This is a genomic window from Pontixanthobacter aquaemixtae (assembly GCF_009827395.1).
Classification (GTDB): Bacteria; Pseudomonadota; Alphaproteobacteria; order Sphingomonadales; family Sphingomonadaceae; genus Pontixanthobacter; species Pontixanthobacter aquaemixtae.
This window is the reverse complement of sequence record NZ_WTYX01000001.1, coordinates 1,881,749-1,897,502: the sequence shown is the minus strand read 5'-3', so window position 1 is coordinate 1,897,502 and position 15,754 is coordinate 1,881,749. Positions and strand designations below refer to the sequence as shown.

Below are 15,754 nucleotides of genomic sequence, written 5' to 3'. Positions count from 1 at the left end.
TGGTGCCCCGCGCGAATGGTGGCAAGAGGGCAGTGTGAACTTTGCCGCACAAATGACCTCACTTGGCCATCTCGCGGATATCGGTAAGCCGTCCTGTCACCGCCGCAGCGGCGGCCATCGCGGGGCTCATCAGATGGGTGCGCGAACCGGGGCCTTGGCGGCCGACAAAATTGCGATTGCTGGTCGAGGCGCAGCGTTCACCGGAAGGCACTTTGTCAGGGTTCATCCCGAGGCAAGCGGAGCAGCCCGGTTCGCGCCATTCAAGACCCGCTTCGATGAAGACCTTATCGAGGCCCTCCTCTTCTGCCATTTGTTTGACCAGACCAGACCCCGGGACAACGATCGCCCATTTGACATTATCTGCCTTGCGCTTGCCACGCAGCACATCGGCGGCGGCGCGCAAATCTTCGATCCGGCTGTTGGTGCAGCTGCCGATGAAGATGTTTTGCACCTCGACATCGGTCATCTTCTGCCCCGGGGTCAGCCCCATATAATCAAGGCTCTTTTGCGCGGCGTCTTGCTTCGACGGGTCGGTGAAACTTGACGGTGCAGGAACTTTGCCGCCGATTGGCACGACATCTTCGGGGCTTGTCCCCCATGTCACCGTCGGCTGGACATCGGCGGCATCGATTTGCACCGATGTATCGAAGCGGGCGCCCGGATCGGTGTGCAAGCTGCGCCAATATTCAACTGCCTTGTCCCAATCGCTGCCTTGCGGAGCCATGGGGCGGTTTTTCAGATAGGCAAAAGTCGTTTCGTCGGGTGCAATCAGGCCGGCGCGCGCGCCAGCTTCGATCGACATGTTGCACACGGTGAGACGGCTTTCGACGCTCATCTGCTCGAACACCTCGCCGCGATATTCGATGACATGGCCGGTGCCCCCGGCGGTTCCCAGAACACCGATAATATGAAGCACGAGATCTTTTGAAGTGACGCCCGGGCCCAGCGCGCCGGTGACGGCAATTTCCATTGATTTCGACTGTTTGAGCAGCAGCGTTTGCGTGGCGAGGACATGTTCGACTTCGCTGGTGCCAATTCCGAAAGCGAGCGCGCCTACTCCGCCATGCGCGGCGGTGTGTGAGTCGCCGCAGACAATGGTTGTGCCGGGCAGTGAAAATCCCTGTTCGGGGCCAACCACATGCACAATGCCCTGTTCGGCGGCGGTCGCATCGATATAACGAATGCCAAAAGCGGGGGCGTTGGCCTCCAGCGCTTCGAGCTGCGCGGCGCTTTCAGGGTCGGTGATCGGGATTTTGTTGCCCGCCGCATCGATCCTTGGTGTCGTTGGCAAATTGTGATCGGGAACCGCCAGCGTCAGATCGGGGCGGCGGACTTTGCGGCCCGCCAATCGCAGCGCTTCGAATGCCTGCGGGCTGGTAACTTCATGGACCAAATGCCGGTCGATAAAGATCAGCGATGTACCGTCATCGCGCGTTTCGACCACATGCGCGTTCCAGATTTTTTCATACAGCGTTTGGGGGGAGGTATCGGGGCGGCTGGTCATGGCTTTCGCCTAGGCCAGCCGCCCCTGCGTCTCAAGTTAGGAAAACTTGCGCGCTCCCAATAATCGGAAGCGTCCCGATTGGGCATCAATACACATTGCGGGCATAGCGGCCATTGCCGCGGCGGTCGCCGCGATTATGGGCGTAACGCCGGTTGTCCAGCCGGACCTGAACGCGTGCCAGCTGTTGGTTGGTATTGCGAATGTCCTGCCGCGACAGGCCATTCCGAGCAAGCGCGCGGTAGCTGCGTTCGGCCGCGTTCAGCTGCGTGCGGATATTTTGGGCCTGTTGGCGCGTCAGAATGCCCGCGCGCCTCGCTTGCCTGATCTCTTGCGACAGGCTGTCAATCCGGCGCTCAATGCCCGGATTGGTGTAGGCTTGTTTGTAATAGCGCTGGTTGCGCGCCGCCACCGTATGACGATCCGCGGACCATCCGTCTCGCGTCTGCGCCGTGGCGGGCAGGGCCATGCTCAAAGCGAGGGGAAGCGCCAGAGCTGAGGCGATAAGCTTGGTGGATGTCTGCATTGTTCGATCCTTTCTGTGTCGAGGCTGCAGGAGGGGCGTTCAGAAATGCGCCTATTTTTATGAACGGCGTTGGAATGGCCTGTTGTGAAAGGGGGCTATTTGGTAACAAAATGTCGCAGGCAGATGATCGGGTGCAGTCTCAATTGCGCCAAATTGGCAACGGGACCGGCAAAATCTGGGGGATCCCGGCGAATTGTCATGGAATCGTAAGCTTCCTGCGCCTAACTGACACTCATGTCAGCAAAGCCTTATTCCTTTCCCATCAAAATTCTTCCGACGGACATCGATTTCATGGGGCATGTGAACAACGCCCGCTATCTCGGCTGGGTTCAGGACGCGGTTCTGTCGCATTGGCGCAGCATCGCGCCCGCTGATGCGGTGGCCAGCCGCGCGTGGGTCGCGCTGAAGCACGAGATCACCTATCGCAAACCGGCATTCCTTGACGATGATGTGATTGCCCGGACCGTGCTCGAAAGCACCAAGGGTGCGCGCGCGTTCTACAGCACGGTGATCCAACGCGGTGAGGAAGTGCTCGCCGAAATCCAGTCGAGCTGGTGTTGCATCGATGCCGAAACGCTGCGCCCCGCGCGCATCGGCGAAGAGATCGCACGGTTCTTCTTTCCCAAGGGCGATTAGTCTATAGCGACCACGCTATGGCTGTTGTCGTTCCGATCCTGATTGTCCTTGCCACCATTGCGGCGATGGAATGGGTCGCATGGGCAAGCCATAAATATATCATGCATGGCATCGGCTGGGGTTGGCACCGCGACCATCACGAACCGCATGACAATGCGCTGGAGAAGAACGATCTTTTCGGCCTTTTCGGCGCGGCGATGAGCATTGCGATGTTCGTCTGGGGCAGCGAATGGGTTCTGGGCGATGCGGCTTGGGTCCCGGCGACATGGATTGGTTTGGGCATTTTGGGATATGGCATCATCTACACGCTGGTGCATGACGGGCTGGTTCATCAGCGCTATTTCAAATGGGTTCCCAAACGTGGCTATGCCAAGCGGCTGGTGCAGGCGCACAAGCTGCATCACGCGACAATCGGCAAGGAAGGCGGGGTGAGCTTCGGCTTTCTATGGGCGCGCGATCCGGCAAATTTGAAAGCCGAATTGAAAGCGCAGCGCGATTCAGGGATTGCCGAAATTCGTGAGAGCGCCGGCGCCTGATCATTCGTTGCGCGTCGCGATCCAAGTTCCGCTGATGCCCAAGATCGCCAGCGAGATATACACATAGGGCGCGCCGAGCGAGAACCAAGTAAACACCGCGCCTACCGCCATCGCGCTGATCGCAATGATCTTTGACTTGCGCGAAATCGCGCGCCGTTCGCGCCAATCGCGCAATTGTGGGCCCCATTTGGGATGATCGAGCAGTTTCTGCTCCCACACCGGATTGCTCCGCGCAAAGCAGAACGCCGCCAATATCAGGAAGGGCACGGTGGGCATGATCGGCAAGGCAGCGCCGATTATCCCGAGAATGACCGAGACTATCCCGATTGTGAGATAGACCGGGCGCATATCAGGCCGCAGAAATCCGCGCTGCGTGCTCTTTCACCAGAGCAATCATATTGGGCACACCCTGGGTGCGGTTGGAACTGAGCTGGTTCTTGAGATCAAACGGTTCGAGCGCCGCTGCGACATCCATTTGCGCGACTTCATCCGCTGGCCTGTCTTGCACCGCGGAGATTACCAGCGCGACAATGCCTTTGGTGATCGCGGCGTTGCTATCGGCCAGAAAATGCAGCGTGCCCGCTTCGTCTGTCGGATACACCCAGACGCTGGCGGAACAGCCGCGCACCAAGGTTGCATCGGTTTTAAGGGCATCGGGCATGGCGTCCAATTCGCGGCCCAGCTCGATCAGCAGGCGATAGCGTTCATCGCCTTCGAGAAATTCATATTCTTCGCGGATGTCATCCAGGGTTCTCATGGCGTGGCCATTAGCCAATTCGTCATGCGGGCGAAAGCAGCGATCGCTTCCAGGTTAAAGATCGACCCCGCTGGCAATGGCTTCCAGCTTGCGGATGCGTTCCTTGAGATCGGCAATTTCGATACGAGCAGCGCCCGAAGCGGATCCGGTATCAATTTCATGCCGCGGCGAACCGGACCGTTCGAGCTCCTGTTCCTTCAAAGCAAGCCATCCCTGCCAGCCGCGAAGGCCGATCAGCGCGACAATCGTCATCCCGATAATCGTGGCGCTGGATATGATGATCTGTTCGGTCATTTCACAAATCCTCTTTCGGGGCAGGGGGGCATCGTATGATCCACCAACATCCTCTGCTTACTTGTCTCTCAAACTTTCGATCTCGTCCGAAATCGCGGCAATTTTTCTGGCTTCCGATGTGTTTGCATCGGTTGCGATGCGTTCAAGCACCTTGATCCGCTCGCGCAGTTCCTCGACCTCGCGTTGTGCATTCGCGTCAGAACGCTCGATATACCGCTCATTGCCGTCCTCGTCGGCAATAATCCCGGCCTGCGCCCGATACCGCGCCCTGAATACGCCCACGATGGCGCCGATGGCGACGATAAGAACGATAGCGGTCGCCCAGTTCATTGAAGCTTCTCCTTCGGCGCGGTCATTTCATCGATCTGGTCGAGATCGCGCAGATGTTCGATTTGCTGGGCCAGATCGGTGCCGCGATCCGTGGCAATACGCTCCAGTACGCGCACCCGCTCTTCGAGCTTGCGATAGGCTTCGCTTGCGGCGCCGCGACCGGCCTTGGCTTCTTCGGTGCGCGCGAGCAGTTCCAGCTTGCGCTCTTCATGGTCGTTGCTGCGGCGATGGATCGAACTGCCCACGCCAAGCGCGATCGATGCGATGATCAGGATAAATCCGAAAATCAGTACAAGGTCGGCGTCCATCAGTTGGGTTCCTTTTGCTTGTCGGTTGTGCGCAATGCTTCGATTTCGTCGGCAAGATCGGTCGAACGATCGGTTGCGATCCGTTCGAGCACGCGCACGCGTTGCTCGATGCTGCTGCTTCCGGTCGATGGCTGCACTCTCTTGCGGCGGCGCATGGCGAACCATACGGCCGCTCCGCCGGCTACTCCCGCCAGACCGACCATTTGCAGCGCATCGAAAACCAAAGAAGTATCGGCACCAAACATCAGTTGACCTCCTGCTGGTCGCGCAGCCGGTCGATTTCGTTGGTAAGCTGGAAGCCGCTATCGGTGACAATGCGTTCGACATTGGCCAGCCGGTCTTTCATCGAACCCAGTTCAGCCCGAAGTTCTGCGTTTTCTTGCGTTAGCAAGGTAACCCGTTCTGCGGTCTGGCCGTCGGAAGACGGTTTGAGCGATTGCCCCCACATGCCCTCCAGCGGATAGCCATGCTTGATCCGCAGCCTGGTCGTGTGGATCCAGCCAAACACGCCCGCAGCACCCAGTGCCAGCGCGGCTGCGATAATCCACGGGAGATGGGGGATAAGGTCTTCGCCTTGCATCAGATGTGTTCTTTCTTCGAAATGTTGAGCGGAACCCCGCTGTCGTCATGCGCCTTCTTGTCGGGAACATCGCGCAGAGCCTCGATCTCTTCATTGAGCCGGTAGCCTTTGTCGGTCACGATGCGCTCTAGCGTTTCCATGCGCTTGCCCTGGTCTTTGAGCAGCTGCACCAGTTCGGCATTTTCAGCGCGAAGCTCGGCAACTTCTTTCGATTTTTTCGGAGCAGTCTTGCCGCCCCATTCATCTTCCAGATCGTAACCGTGCTTGGCGCGGATCCAGTTGTTGATCAGCCAGCCCCCGGTCGAGAGCATGATGATCGCGAGAACAAATCCCGGTCCACCCCAGTCCATTATGCTTTCTCCTTTTTCGCGATCTCGAGCGGCACGCCGCTGTCGCTTCCTTCCACTTCGCGAGTGTCGCGAAGCGCTTCGATCTGTGTTGCCACATCATATCCGCGGTCGGTCACGATTCGCTCGAGCACGCGGACGCGTTGCTCAAGTTCGGCCGTATGTGCGGCATATTGCGCTGCCTTTTCCGAACTCATCTCTGCGGTTGCTTCGATGCGTTTCTCTTCGAGCTTTTTCTGGCTGCCTATCCAAACGATCCCGAAGACCATCAGGAACGGCGCGGCTACCGCGACCAGTCCGATCAATTCACCCATGTTTAGTCCTCCCTCGTATGGCTTAGCGCAGGCGTTCAATTTCGGCGGTCAGGCGTGGATTGCTGGTGACATAATAGGTTTCAATGTCGGCCAGGCGGCGGTCGATATCGCGCATCCGGCTGCGGATTTCGCGAGCGCTGCGGCGCGGGCTCTGGCGCACGCCCTGCCAGTATTTCTGCTCTTCGCGTTCGACGTAGAGATGCGGCGGCTTCTTGTTCAGCAGCAGCCCGGCGAGGAAATAGAACGGCAACGCTCCACCTCCGCTCATGAACAGCAAGACCAGGAAACCCAGCCGGACCCACAGGGCGTTGACGCCGGTGTAGTCCGCAATTCCCGAGCAGACGCCCATCAATTTCGCGTTCTGTTTGTCGCGATACAGGGTTGTGCGTTCGCTGGTCATTTGTGGGCTTCCTTCTTCTCTGCGAGCATCCGGTCGAGCTCGCGCAATTGTTGATTGTCTGTCTCGCGGTCATGCATGATGCGGGCTGGCTGATAATCAGGATTGTCGCTCGCAACGAGGCGTTCGACAGTGTCCATCCGTTCGTCCAGGCGCTTGGCCAGCTGGTACAATTCGCCAAGCAGATCCTCGTCATCGGTGGTGATCGTTGCGGCGGTTTTCCATTTGGTAACATAGTGCATGATGAGCCATGGGAGACCGAGGACAACAATGGGTACAATTATGATCTCGCTGGGGAACATGGGGGATTAATCCTTTTTCTCGTCTTTGCCGCCCTTCATCGCGGCTTTCATGGCTTCTAATTCTTCATCGACTTTATCGGCGCCTTCGAGAGCAGCGATTTCATCGGACAGGCTTGGCTTGCCGCTATTATCGGCAATCGACAGCGCTTCGGCGCGGCCTTCTGCGTAGTCGACGCGGCGTTCGAGCTGGTCGAAACGGGCAAGTGCCTCGTCGGTCCGCTCGGTGCTCATCAGCGTGCGCAGCTTGGCGCGGTTTTCGGCGCTTTCCAGACGCGCAGCGATGGCTGTCTGGCGGCTGCGGGCTTCGCGAAGGCGGTTTTGCAGCTTGGCGATATCCTGTTCGTAAGCGCGAAGGGCGTCGTCCAGCACAGCGATCTCTGCTTTCAGCTGATCGGACATGTCCGACGCCTTCTTCTTCTCAACCAAAGCAGCCCGGGCAAGATCTTCGCGATCCTTGCTCAGTGCCAATTGTGCTTTCTCGCCCCAATCGGCCTGCAGACGGTCCAGCTTCACCGTGTGCCGGTGCATTTCCTTCTGGTCGGCGATCGTTCGTGCCGCGCTAGCGCGCACTTCGACCAGAGTTTCCTCCATTTCGAGGATGATCATGCGGATCATTTTTGCCGGATCGTCGGCATTATCCAGCATATCGTTGAAATTGGCGGCGATGATGTCACGGGTTCGGCTGAATATTCCCATCAAGGGTGCTCCACTGTTGAACAGGTTAAACGTTTGCGCCTGCATAGAGGCAGTTTGGGTTGGTGTCGGGCTCTGGCGAAGGCGTTCTACCTCGGCTTCGAACCGCGATATCACATTTTGAGGACGGGCACCCGCCCCGGATGCAGCGTTGCTATCGCGCTCCGGTGTCAACGGGTCCCGATCCTCGGGGGTATTGTTGGAAGGGTTGATCATGCCAGCTCAACAACATCAACCGGCGATACGGTTGCCAATGTCGGGCTCATTTGCATTTGCGAGCTGAGCACAACGAACAGGCACATTGCAGCGATGCTTGCCATTGCGGCCTGACCCAGTTTGGTCTGGAAAAAGCTGCGGTCGTACATTGCGTGGTTCCTTCCTGAATAGGTGCCGAAGTAAGTTTCGCCACCGTTTGGTGTTGTTCATCACTCAGCAAGAGGTGTGCCAAACCCGAATTATCGATTTATTACAGATAGATAAACCATAGCGCCCAATTTCGAGTTTGGGGGCTATTGCCAACCATTGGGAATTTTCACTATAGGTTGGGCAAATGGAGCAAAAGAATCAATTTATCGGTCAATCGGGCGCATTTCTCGACGCGGTCGAACGTGCCAGCCGCGCGGCTCCGATGCGGCGTCCGGTGCTCGTCGTGGGCGAGCGCGGGACGGGGAAAGAGCTCATTGCAGAACGTCTCCACCGTCTGTCCGAACGCTGGGGAGAACCGCTGGTCACGATGAACTGTGCGGCGCTGCCCGAAACGCTGATCGAAGCCGAATTGTTCGGCCACGAAGCCGGAGCATTCACCGGTGCTACCAAAGCGCGCGCGGGAAGGTTTGAAGAAGCCGACAAAGGCACGCTATTTCTCGACGAACTGGGCACTTTGTCGATGGCTGCACAAGAACGGCTGCTGAGGGCGGTGGAATATGGCGAGGTCACCCGCATCGGATCCTCCCGCCCGGTCAATGTGGATGTGCGGATCGTCGCCGCGACCAACGAAAATTTGCCCAAAGCGGCAGAGGAGGGGACATTCCGGTCGGACTTGCTCGACCGGCTGAGCTTTGAGGTCATCACGCTGCCGCCCTTGCGGGTACGCGAAGGCGATATCGATATGTTGACCGACTATTTCGGCCGCCGGATGGCTGCTGAAATCGGTTGGGAAGGGTGGCCGGGCTTTGCCGACCATGTTCGCAAACAGCTCGACAGCCATCCTTGGCCTGGCAATGTTCGTGAGCTGCGCAATGTGGTGGAGCGGGCGATCTATCGCTGGGATGACTGGAACGAGCCGATTGCGCATGTCCAGTTCGATCCATTCGAGTCGCCGTGGAAGCCCGTGGGCGAGCCGTCGAGCAAATCGGCACCTGCTGTTGCCGCTCAGGTACCAGCTGTACCGGCGGCTTCTCTGGCCTCCGATCTGGAAGGCGTCGATGATCTGCGCGCTGCGGTGGACGAGCATGAGCGCAACATTGTCGAACACGCCCTGGGCAAACATCGCTGGAACCAGCGCCAGACAGCAAAGGCTCTTGGCCTCAGCTATGACCAGCTGCGCCATTGCATAAAGAAGCACGGTTTGATGGAAGAACCGGCCCAATAGTCACCGTTTGGGTGAAACGGGGACCGGAAGTGCAGCGGCCTGCTGCGGCATTGCATCAGCAAACGCGCGCTGCCACAAGGCTTCTTGAAACCGCTATTTTGGGTTTGAGGATTATATGAAACGCTTGCTCTTGCTTCCCGTGATGATCGGCCTTGCCGTTTCCGCGCCTGCCCTGTCGGCATCGCCCGAAGGCGCCGGTGCGGAGCAGATCGCGGCCAATGCGAAAGCAAAACGTTTGGGCGAACAGATATTCCGCCACGATCAGGCGGCGTGGAAAGCCAGCGACGAACTCAACGCGCAACTGCGCGCGGAAAATCGCCCCGAATTTCTGACTTATATGACCGAGGAACTCGATAACGGGAACGTCCGCGTCGTTTTCTACACCAAGATAGACGAAAAACTGTTCGAATTCGTGGTGTTTGAAATCGACGGCGGCAATGTTGTCTACGCCAAGATGCACGACGATCCTAAACAGCATCCGCTGTCCGATTTCCTGCTCGGGCAAGTCGCCGCTAGGGACGCGGCCATGCAGGAAGGCGCGCGGCAGCAATTGCCGCTTTGCCGCTCCGGATCTGCCAATTTTGTAACTTTACCGCCAGATGAGGACGGCATGGTGTCGGTCTATATTCTGTCCCCACCGGTCACGCCCGGACGCTTCCCGATCGGGGGGCATTATCTTTTCCGGGTCAATGCCGAGGGGAAGCCGGTTAGCGGACGCGCGTTTGAAAATTCCTGTCTCGATGGGCCCCGGTTGGAGCGGTATGTCCCTAACGGCCCCACAAGCTTCCCGTTTGTCCACCAGCTCGACAATCACCCGACCGAAATCCACCATTTCGCCGCGCGCCATATGAATGTGCCGCTTAGCATTACCGCGGCCGAGCTGACCTGGGAGATTGACTATACCAGCTGGACTGCGGAGGAAATCGCCGCTGGAGAGTCATTGATGATCGGTGCAGCGCCAACGCAGCCATAGGATGACGCAGTCTCGGCTGCGTCCCCGGGCGCGCTACGGGCAGCGCTTTAACAGAGTGCGCCTAGTTTAGAGTTGCAATCGCGCGAATCCGCGCCTATCTGCATCTCATCCCGACATTGTGATTGCAAAGTGGGGCTGGCGCCGAGAGGGGCCGGCACGAAATGCTATTGTCATAATATCGAGCAATGGAGACCGAATGGCCGATCTGGCACGCTTGACCGAGATTATCGAACCCGAAGCGAATGCTCTGGGTTTCGATCTTGTGCGCGTGAAGATGATGCCCTCGGAAGCCGGCGACGGGACGCAGGCGCTGCAGATCATGGCGGAAGATCCGGCGACGGGTCAGCTGGTGATCGAACAATGCGCTGCGCTTTCGCGCGCTGTGTCAGAACAGATCGATGCTCTGGAAGAGCAAGGCGATGTGCTGATCGAGGGTGCTTACCACCTCGAGGTTAGTTCGCCCGGCATCGACCGCCCGCTGACGCGGCCCAAGGACTTTTCTGATTGGGCTGGGCATGAGGCGAAGGTTTCGATGGCCAAAGGCTATGACGGTCCGCGTAATGTGCGCGGCACGCTGGCCGGGATAGATGGTGAGACCGTCACAATTGAAGATAACAGGGCCGGGACGGTATCTTTTCCGCTCGGTTCGATCCATTCGGCAAAGCTCGTCCTTACCGATGCGCTGATTGCCGCAACCCAACCATTGGACACCGCCGGTGCCGATGAAATATCAGAAGACGAAGAAGAGAAGGCTGACAACTGATGGCCAGTGCTATTTCCGCCAATAAGGCAGAGCTGCTTGCAATTGCGAATGCTGTCGCAACCGAGAAGATGATCGACAAAGAGATCGTCATCGAAGCGATGGAAGAAGCGATCCAGAAAAGCGCGCGCAACCGCTATGGTGCGGAGAACGATATCCGCGCGAAGCTGGACCCGCAAACCGGCGATCTGCGTCTGTGGCGCGTGGTCGAAGTGGTTGAAGAAGTCGAAGACTATTTCAAACAAGTCGATCTGAAAGCGGCGCAGAAGCTGGAAGAAGATGCCAAGCTGGGCGACTTCATCGTCGATCCGCTGCCTCCGGTTGATCTGGGCCGCATCGATGCGCAAAGCGCCAAGCAAGTGATTTTCCAGAAGGTTCGCGATGCCGAGCGCGAGCGTCAGTATGAAGAATTCAAGGACCGCGCTGACGAGGTTATCACCGGCGTTATCAAATCGGTCGAATTCGGCCATGTGATTGTCAATCTCGGCCGCGCCGAAGGTGTTATTCGCCGTGACCAGCAAATTCCGCGCGAAGCCGCGCGTGTTGGCGAGCGTGTCCGCGCGATCATCACCAAGGTGGAACGCAACAATCGCGGTCCGCAGATTTTCCTCAGCCGCGCGCATCCCGATTTCATGCGCAAGCTGTTCGCGCAGGAAGTGCCCGAGATTTACGACGGCATTATCCAGATCAAGGCTGCGGCCCGCGATCCCGGCTCGCGCGCCAAGATTGGCGTGATCAGCAATGACAGCAGCATCGACCCTGTCGGCGCTTGTGTGGGTATGAAAGGTAGCCGCGTTCAGGCTGTCGTGCAGGAGCTGCAGGGCGAGAAGATCGACATTATTCCGTGGTCGGAAGACACCGCAACTTTTGTGGTCAATGCGCTCCAGCCCGCCACTGTCGCCCGCGTTGTTCTTGATGAAGACGAAGGGCGGATCGAAGTTGTCGTTCCTGACGATCAGCTGAGCCTGGCGATCGGTCGCCGCGGCCAGAATGTCCGTCTCGCCAGTCAGCTGACCGGCCACCAGATCGACATCATGACCGAAGAAGAAGCGAGCGAGAAGCGCCAGAAAGAATTCGCCGAACGTTCGAAGATGTTCGAAGAGGAACTTGATGTCGACGAAACGCTGTCGCAGCTTCTGGTTGCCGAAGGTTTCGCCGAACTCGAAGAAGTTGCCTATGTCCAGCTGGAAGAGCTGGGCGCAATCGAAGGCTTCGACGACGAACTTGCCGAAGAACTGCAGAGCCGTGCTCTCGAAGCCATCGAGCGTCATGAATCGGCTGCTCGCGAGGAACGCCGCGAATTGGGTGTTGACGATGCGATTGCCGAAATCCCGCATCTGACCGAAGTTATGCTGGTTACGCTGGGCAAAGCGGGGATCAAAACGCTCGACGATTTGGCCGATCTTGCGACAGACGAACTGATCGCGAAGAAGCGCGAAGCGCCGAAACGCCGTCAGAACCCTGCCGAAGGGCCGCGTCTGCGTGCCGATGTCCAGCCAAAGCGGACCGAAGACAAAGGCGGTGTGCTGGGCGAATACGGGCTCACTGAAGAGCAGGGCAACGAAATCATCATGGCAGCCCGCGCACACTGGTTCGAAGACGAGCCCGACACACAGGAGGCCGCCGATGCGGACTCCACCACATGAGCCTGTAGCGTCCGACATCTCTGAAGCTGCATCGGGGCGGGGGCACAAGGCTTCCGCACCCGAAAGGCGCTGTATTCTGTCCGGCGAAACCGCGCCGAAAGACGGGCTGATCCGGCTGGCTATTTCGCCAGAGGGTGATGTGCTTCCCGATCCGCTGGCCCGTGCGCCGGGGCGCGGTGCATGGCTGGGTGTGAGCCGGACACAACTGGATGAAGCGATTGCGGCAGGAAAGCTGCGCGGCGCCTTGGCGCGGGCATTCAAAGGCGCACAGCTGAGTGTGCCCGATAATCTGCCGCAGCTGGTCGAAACCGCGCTGGTAAAGCTGCTGGCCGACCGGCTCGGCCTCGAAATGCGCGCGGGAAAGCTTATCTTGGGTTCAGACCGGATTGCAGAGCATGCGCGATCCGGGCGGGTTTCACTGCTTCTTCATGCATCCGATGCGGGCGAGGATGGCAGCAAGAAACTGGATCAGGCGTGGCGGGTGGGCCGTGACGCCGAAGGCACAGGTCAGCGCGGAACGGTGTTGCCACTGGACCGTGCGGCATTGTCTGTGGCATTGGGCCGCGACAATGTCGTTCATATGGCGCTGGCCGATGAAAATGCGGCGGAGCGGGTCCAAGCGGTCCTGATGCGCCTTTTGCATTTCTTGAGGGCGGATGCGCCCGTTATGAATGGCGGCGAGGCACGTAACGCTTCTGCCGTGACGAATTGAGTTTTGAAGGATAGAGACGAGCTATATGTCTGATGAAGATAAAAAACCTGCACGGACCCGCAAGCCCCTGGGCTTGAAGCGGCCGGTTGATGGCGGTGAAGTCAAACAGACTTTCAGCCATGGCCGGACCAATAAGGTCGCGGTTGAGGTGAAGCGTAAGCGCAAGCTCGTTAGGCCGGGTGAGACACCTCCACCGCCCCCTCCGCCACCCCCACCACCGCCTCCGCCACCAGCGGAAGAACCTGTGGCCAAGAAGCCCGCTGCGGCGCCCGGCGAGACGCCGCAAGAACGCGTTGCCCGCCTCCAGCGCGAGGCCGAGGAAGAGCGCCTGCGCCTCGCAGAAGATGCCAACCGCCGCGATGCGGAGCAGAAGAAAGAGGCTGTAGAAAAAGAAAAACAGGCGCAGGAAGACAACAAGAAAGCCGAAGCCGAGGCTGAAGCAGCCGCCAAGAAAGCGGCCGAAGAAGAGGCGCAGCAAGCCGCCACAGCGGCTGATGCAGAGGCCAATCCCTCTTCCGCGCCGGCGACGCCGACACCGGCTGCGCGCAAGTTTACGCCGGTTGCCCGGCCAGAGCCCAAACGTCCGCCCAAGAAGGAAGAGAAGCGTCCGGCAAAGGGTGGCGGCAAAGACAAGCGTCGCAGCGGCAAGCTGACCGTTACCAAGGCGCTCAACGAGGATGAGGGCCGCCGCGCGCGCAGCCTCGCCGCGCTCAAACGCGCGCGTGAAAAAGAACGCCGCGAACAGGGTGGCGGATCGTCCAAACCGCGCGAGAAGCAAGTGCGCGACGTTATCGTTCCAGAAGCGATCACCGTCGGCGAACTGGCCAAACGCATGGGTGAAAAGGGTGCTGACCTGGTCAAAGCCCTGTTCAACATGGATATGATGGTCACCGTCAACCAGACGATTGATCAGGATACCGCCGAACTGCTGGTCGAAGAATTCGGCCACACCATCCAGCGTGTTTCCGAGGATGATGTGGACATCAAGGTAGAGGAAGATCTCGATCCCGAAGAAACTCTGAAACCGCGCCCGCCTGTGGTGACGATCATGGGCCATGTCGATCACGGCAAAACCAGTCTGCTCGACGCACTGCGCGGCACCAATGTGACCAAAGGCGAGGCCGGCGGCATTACCCAGCACATCGGCAGCTACCAGATCACCACCAAGGACAAGTCGAAGATCACTTTCCTCGACACGCCGGGCCACGCCGCATTTACCGAAATGCGTCAGCGCGGTGCCAATGTGACCGATATTGTGGTGCTGGTTGTCGCCGCGGATGATGGCATTATGCCGCAGACGATCGAAGCGATTAAGCACACCAAGGCGGCGGACGTTCCGATGATCGTCGCGATCAACAAGATCGACAAGCCCGAAGCCAACGCACAAAAAGTGCGCGAACGTTTGCTTGAACATGAAGTGATCGTGGAAGCGCTGTCGGGTGAAGTGCAGGATGTCGAAATCTCTGCCACCAAGGGCACCGGTCTTGACGAACTGATCGAGAAAATCTCGCTTCAGGCGGAATTGCTTGAATTGAAAGCGCGTCCTGATCGCCCGGCGGATGCAACCGTTATCGAGGCGCAGCTCGACAAGGGCCGCGGCCCCGTGGCGACCGTGCTGGTAACGCGCGGCACGCTGAAACGCGGCGATGTGTTTGTGGTCGGCACCGAAAGCGGCAAAGTCCGTGCGGTGGTCGATGATCAAGGCAAGCAGATCAAGGAAGCGGGCCCATCAATGCCGGTCGAAGTTCTCGGCCTTAGCGGCGTTCCCGGCGCTGGCGACCAATTGACCGTGGTCGAAAACGAAGCGCGCGCGCGCGAAGTGGCCGATTTCCGCAAGGAACGCGCCACCGCCAAGCGCACCGCGCTCGCCCCGACCAGCTTCGACACCATGTTCAACAATCTGAAGAGCGACGTTGTCGAATTCCCCGTTCTGGTGAAAGCCGATGTGCAGGGCAGCGTGGAAGCGATCACCACCGCGCTGCACAATCTCGGCAATGACGATATCAAGGTCCGCGTGCTCCATGCAGGCGTGGGTGCGATTACCGAGAGCGACGTGACGCTGGCGGCGGCTTCCAACGCGCCGATTATCGGCTTTAACGTGCGCCCCAATCCGAAAGCGCGCGAACTGGTGAAACGCGACAATGTCGAAATGAAATATTTCGATGTGATCTATCACCTGACCGACGAAATCGGCAAGGAAATGGCCGGCGAGCTTGGCCCCGAAAAGATCGAACATGTTGTTGGCCGCGCAGAGGTCAAAGAAGTGTTCAAATCGGGCAAGCGCGACAAGGCTGCGGGCCTCATCGTCAACGAAGGCGCGATCCGCAAAGGGCTCCATGCCCGCCTTACGCGCGACGATGTCATCGTTTCGGCGACCACCATCGCCTCGCTGCGGCGCTTCAAGGACGATGTCGACGAAGTCCGCACCGGCCTCGAATGCGGCGTGGTTCTGGAAGACACCAACGATGTCCAACCGGGCGATCAGCTTGAGGTCTTCGAGATCGAGGAGAAAGAGCGGGTATTGTGATTGTGGGTCCTGACTCGGTCGGCG

Annotated in this window: 23 protein-coding genes; 8 read left to right on the top strand and 15 right to left on the bottom strand. The window is 58.8% G+C overall.

Annotated elements, in window-relative coordinates; all coding sequences use genetic code 11:
* Window positions 1–58 precede the first annotated feature (58 nt).
* Entirely contained in the window at window positions 59–1,504 is a 1,446-nt protein-coding gene (leuC, locus tag GRI41_RS08955) for a 3-isopropylmalate dehydratase large subunit (protein WP_160604525.1), read from the bottom strand.
* Window positions 1,505–1,589: 85 nt separating this feature from the next.
* Window positions 1,590–1,970 (bottom strand): hypothetical protein, encoded by a 381-nt coding sequence (locus tag GRI41_RS08950; RefSeq protein ID WP_160604524.1) that lies wholly within the window; start codon window positions 1,968–1,970, stop codon window positions 1,590–1,592.
* Window positions 1,971–2,261: 291 nt separating this feature from the next.
* Here GRI41_RS08950 and GRI41_RS08945 point away from each other — a divergent pair, with 291 nt between their 5' ends.
* Window positions 2,262–2,663, top strand: a complete 402-nt coding sequence (locus tag GRI41_RS08945) for an acyl-CoA thioesterase (RefSeq protein ID WP_160604523.1) — start codon at window positions 2,262–2,264, stop codon at window positions 2,661–2,663.
* 17 nt (window positions 2,664–2,680) lie between these two features.
* Window positions 2,681–3,199: a sterol desaturase family protein gene (locus GRI41_RS08940; protein ID WP_160604522.1), complete on the top strand. Its 519-nt coding sequence runs from the start codon at window positions 2,681–2,683 to the stop codon at window positions 3,197–3,199.
* Here GRI41_RS08940 and GRI41_RS08935 read toward each other — a convergent pair whose 3' ends face one another.
* The 13 genes from GRI41_RS08935 to GRI41_RS14255 all read right to left on the bottom strand — a co-directional run bounded on the left by GRI41_RS08935 (window position 3,200) and on the right by GRI41_RS14255 (window position 7,886).
* Window positions 3,200–3,547: a YbaN family protein gene (locus GRI41_RS08935; RefSeq protein WP_160604521.1), complete on the bottom strand. Its 348-nt coding sequence runs from the start codon at window positions 3,545–3,547 to the stop codon at window positions 3,200–3,202. It abuts the gene before it with no gap.
* 1 nt (window position 3,548) lies between these two features.
* Window positions 3,549–3,956: a SufE family protein gene (locus GRI41_RS08930; protein ID WP_160604520.1), complete on the bottom strand. Its 408-nt coding sequence runs from the start codon at window positions 3,954–3,956 to the stop codon at window positions 3,549–3,551.
* Window positions 3,957–4,010: 54 nt separating this feature from the next.
* Window positions 4,011–4,250, bottom strand: coding sequence for a hypothetical protein (locus tag GRI41_RS08925; protein ID WP_160604519.1), 240 nt, complete (start codon window positions 4,248–4,250; stop codon window positions 4,011–4,013).
* Between the two features lie 57 nt (window positions 4,251–4,307).
* A complete protein-coding gene (locus GRI41_RS08920) occupies window positions 4,308–4,580 on the bottom strand; it encodes a hypothetical protein (RefSeq protein ID WP_160604518.1) in 273 nt (90 codons plus the stop codon).
* Window positions 4,577–4,888: a hypothetical protein gene (locus GRI41_RS08915; protein WP_235901110.1), complete on the bottom strand. Its 312-nt coding sequence runs from the start codon at window positions 4,886–4,888 to the stop codon at window positions 4,577–4,579. The genes GRI41_RS08920 and GRI41_RS08915 overlap by 4 nt, the downstream gene beginning before the upstream one ends.
* Window positions 4,888–5,133: a hypothetical protein gene (locus GRI41_RS14260; protein ID WP_202388782.1), complete on the bottom strand. Its 246-nt coding sequence runs from the start codon at window positions 5,131–5,133 to the stop codon at window positions 4,888–4,890. The genes GRI41_RS08915 and GRI41_RS14260 overlap by 1 nt, the downstream gene beginning before the upstream one ends.
* Complete coding sequence (locus GRI41_RS08910) at window positions 5,133–5,468, bottom strand: hypothetical protein (protein WP_160604517.1); 336 nt, start codon at window positions 5,466–5,468, stop codon at window positions 5,133–5,135. Before GRI41_RS08910 ends, GRI41_RS14260 begins: the two co-directional genes overlap by 1 nt.
* Entirely contained in the window at window positions 5,468–5,818 is a 351-nt protein-coding gene (locus tag GRI41_RS08905; protein ID WP_160604516.1) for a hypothetical protein, read from the bottom strand. Before GRI41_RS08905 ends, GRI41_RS08910 begins: the two co-directional genes overlap by 1 nt.
* Window positions 5,818–6,129: a hypothetical protein gene (locus GRI41_RS08900; RefSeq protein ID WP_160604515.1), complete on the bottom strand. Its 312-nt coding sequence runs from the start codon at window positions 6,127–6,129 to the stop codon at window positions 5,818–5,820. Before GRI41_RS08900 ends, GRI41_RS08905 begins: the two co-directional genes overlap by 1 nt.
* 22 nt (window positions 6,130–6,151) lie before the next feature.
* Entirely contained in the window at window positions 6,152–6,529 is a 378-nt protein-coding gene (gene pspC, locus GRI41_RS08895) for an envelope stress response membrane protein PspC (protein WP_160604514.1), read from the bottom strand.
* Window positions 6,526–6,828: an envelope stress response membrane protein PspB gene (gene pspB, locus GRI41_RS08890; RefSeq protein ID WP_160604513.1), complete on the bottom strand. Its 303-nt coding sequence runs from the start codon at window positions 6,826–6,828 to the stop codon at window positions 6,526–6,528. Before pspB ends, pspC begins: the two co-directional genes overlap by 4 nt.
* Window positions 6,829–6,834: 6 nt before the next feature.
* The gene (gene pspA / locus GRI41_RS08885; RefSeq protein WP_407985544.1) at window positions 6,835–7,635 is read right to left on the bottom strand and encodes a phage shock protein PspA; all 801 of its coding nucleotides are present in this window, start codon (window positions 7,633–7,635) and stop codon (window positions 6,835–6,837) included.
* A 98-nt stretch (window positions 7,636–7,733) separates the two neighbouring features.
* A complete protein-coding gene (locus tag GRI41_RS14255) occupies window positions 7,734–7,886 on the bottom strand; it encodes a hypothetical protein (RefSeq protein ID WP_202388689.1) in 153 nt (50 codons plus the stop codon).
* A 185-nt stretch (window positions 7,887–8,071) separates the two neighbouring features.
* Here GRI41_RS14255 and pspF point away from each other — a divergent pair, with 185 nt between their 5' ends.
* The 6 genes from pspF to infB all read left to right on the top strand — a co-directional run bounded on the left by pspF (window position 8,072) and on the right by infB (window position 15,730).
* Window positions 8,072–9,112 carry a phage shock protein operon transcriptional activator gene (gene pspF, locus GRI41_RS08880; RefSeq protein WP_160604512.1) on the top strand — a complete coding sequence of 347 codons (1,041 nt, stop codon included), beginning with the start codon at window positions 8,072–8,074 and terminating at the stop codon, window positions 9,110–9,112.
* A 115-nt stretch (window positions 9,113–9,227) separates the two neighbouring features.
* Complete coding sequence (locus GRI41_RS08875) at window positions 9,228–10,085, top strand: hypothetical protein (RefSeq protein ID WP_160604511.1); 858 nt, start codon at window positions 9,228–9,230, stop codon at window positions 10,083–10,085.
* A 196-nt stretch (window positions 10,086–10,281) separates the two neighbouring features.
* Window positions 10,282–10,848 (top strand): ribosome maturation protein RimP, encoded by a 567-nt coding sequence (gene rimP, locus GRI41_RS08870; RefSeq protein WP_160604510.1) that lies wholly within the window; start codon window positions 10,282–10,284, stop codon window positions 10,846–10,848.
* On the top strand, window positions 10,848–12,491 hold the full coding sequence (gene nusA / locus GRI41_RS08865; RefSeq protein ID WP_160604509.1) for a transcription termination factor NusA: 1,644 nt from the start codon (window positions 10,848–10,850) through the stop codon (window positions 12,489–12,491). Before rimP ends, nusA begins: the two co-directional genes overlap by 1 nt.
* Window positions 12,472–13,203: a DUF448 domain-containing protein gene (locus tag GRI41_RS08860; RefSeq protein WP_160604508.1), complete on the top strand. Its 732-nt coding sequence runs from the start codon at window positions 12,472–12,474 to the stop codon at window positions 13,201–13,203. The genes nusA and GRI41_RS08860 overlap by 20 nt, the downstream gene beginning before the upstream one ends.
* 25 nt (window positions 13,204–13,228) lie before the next feature.
* Window positions 13,229–15,730: a translation initiation factor IF-2 gene (gene infB / locus GRI41_RS08855; RefSeq protein ID WP_160604507.1), complete on the top strand. Its 2,502-nt coding sequence runs from the start codon at window positions 13,229–13,231 to the stop codon at window positions 15,728–15,730.
* Window positions 15,731–15,754 lie beyond the last annotated feature (24 nt).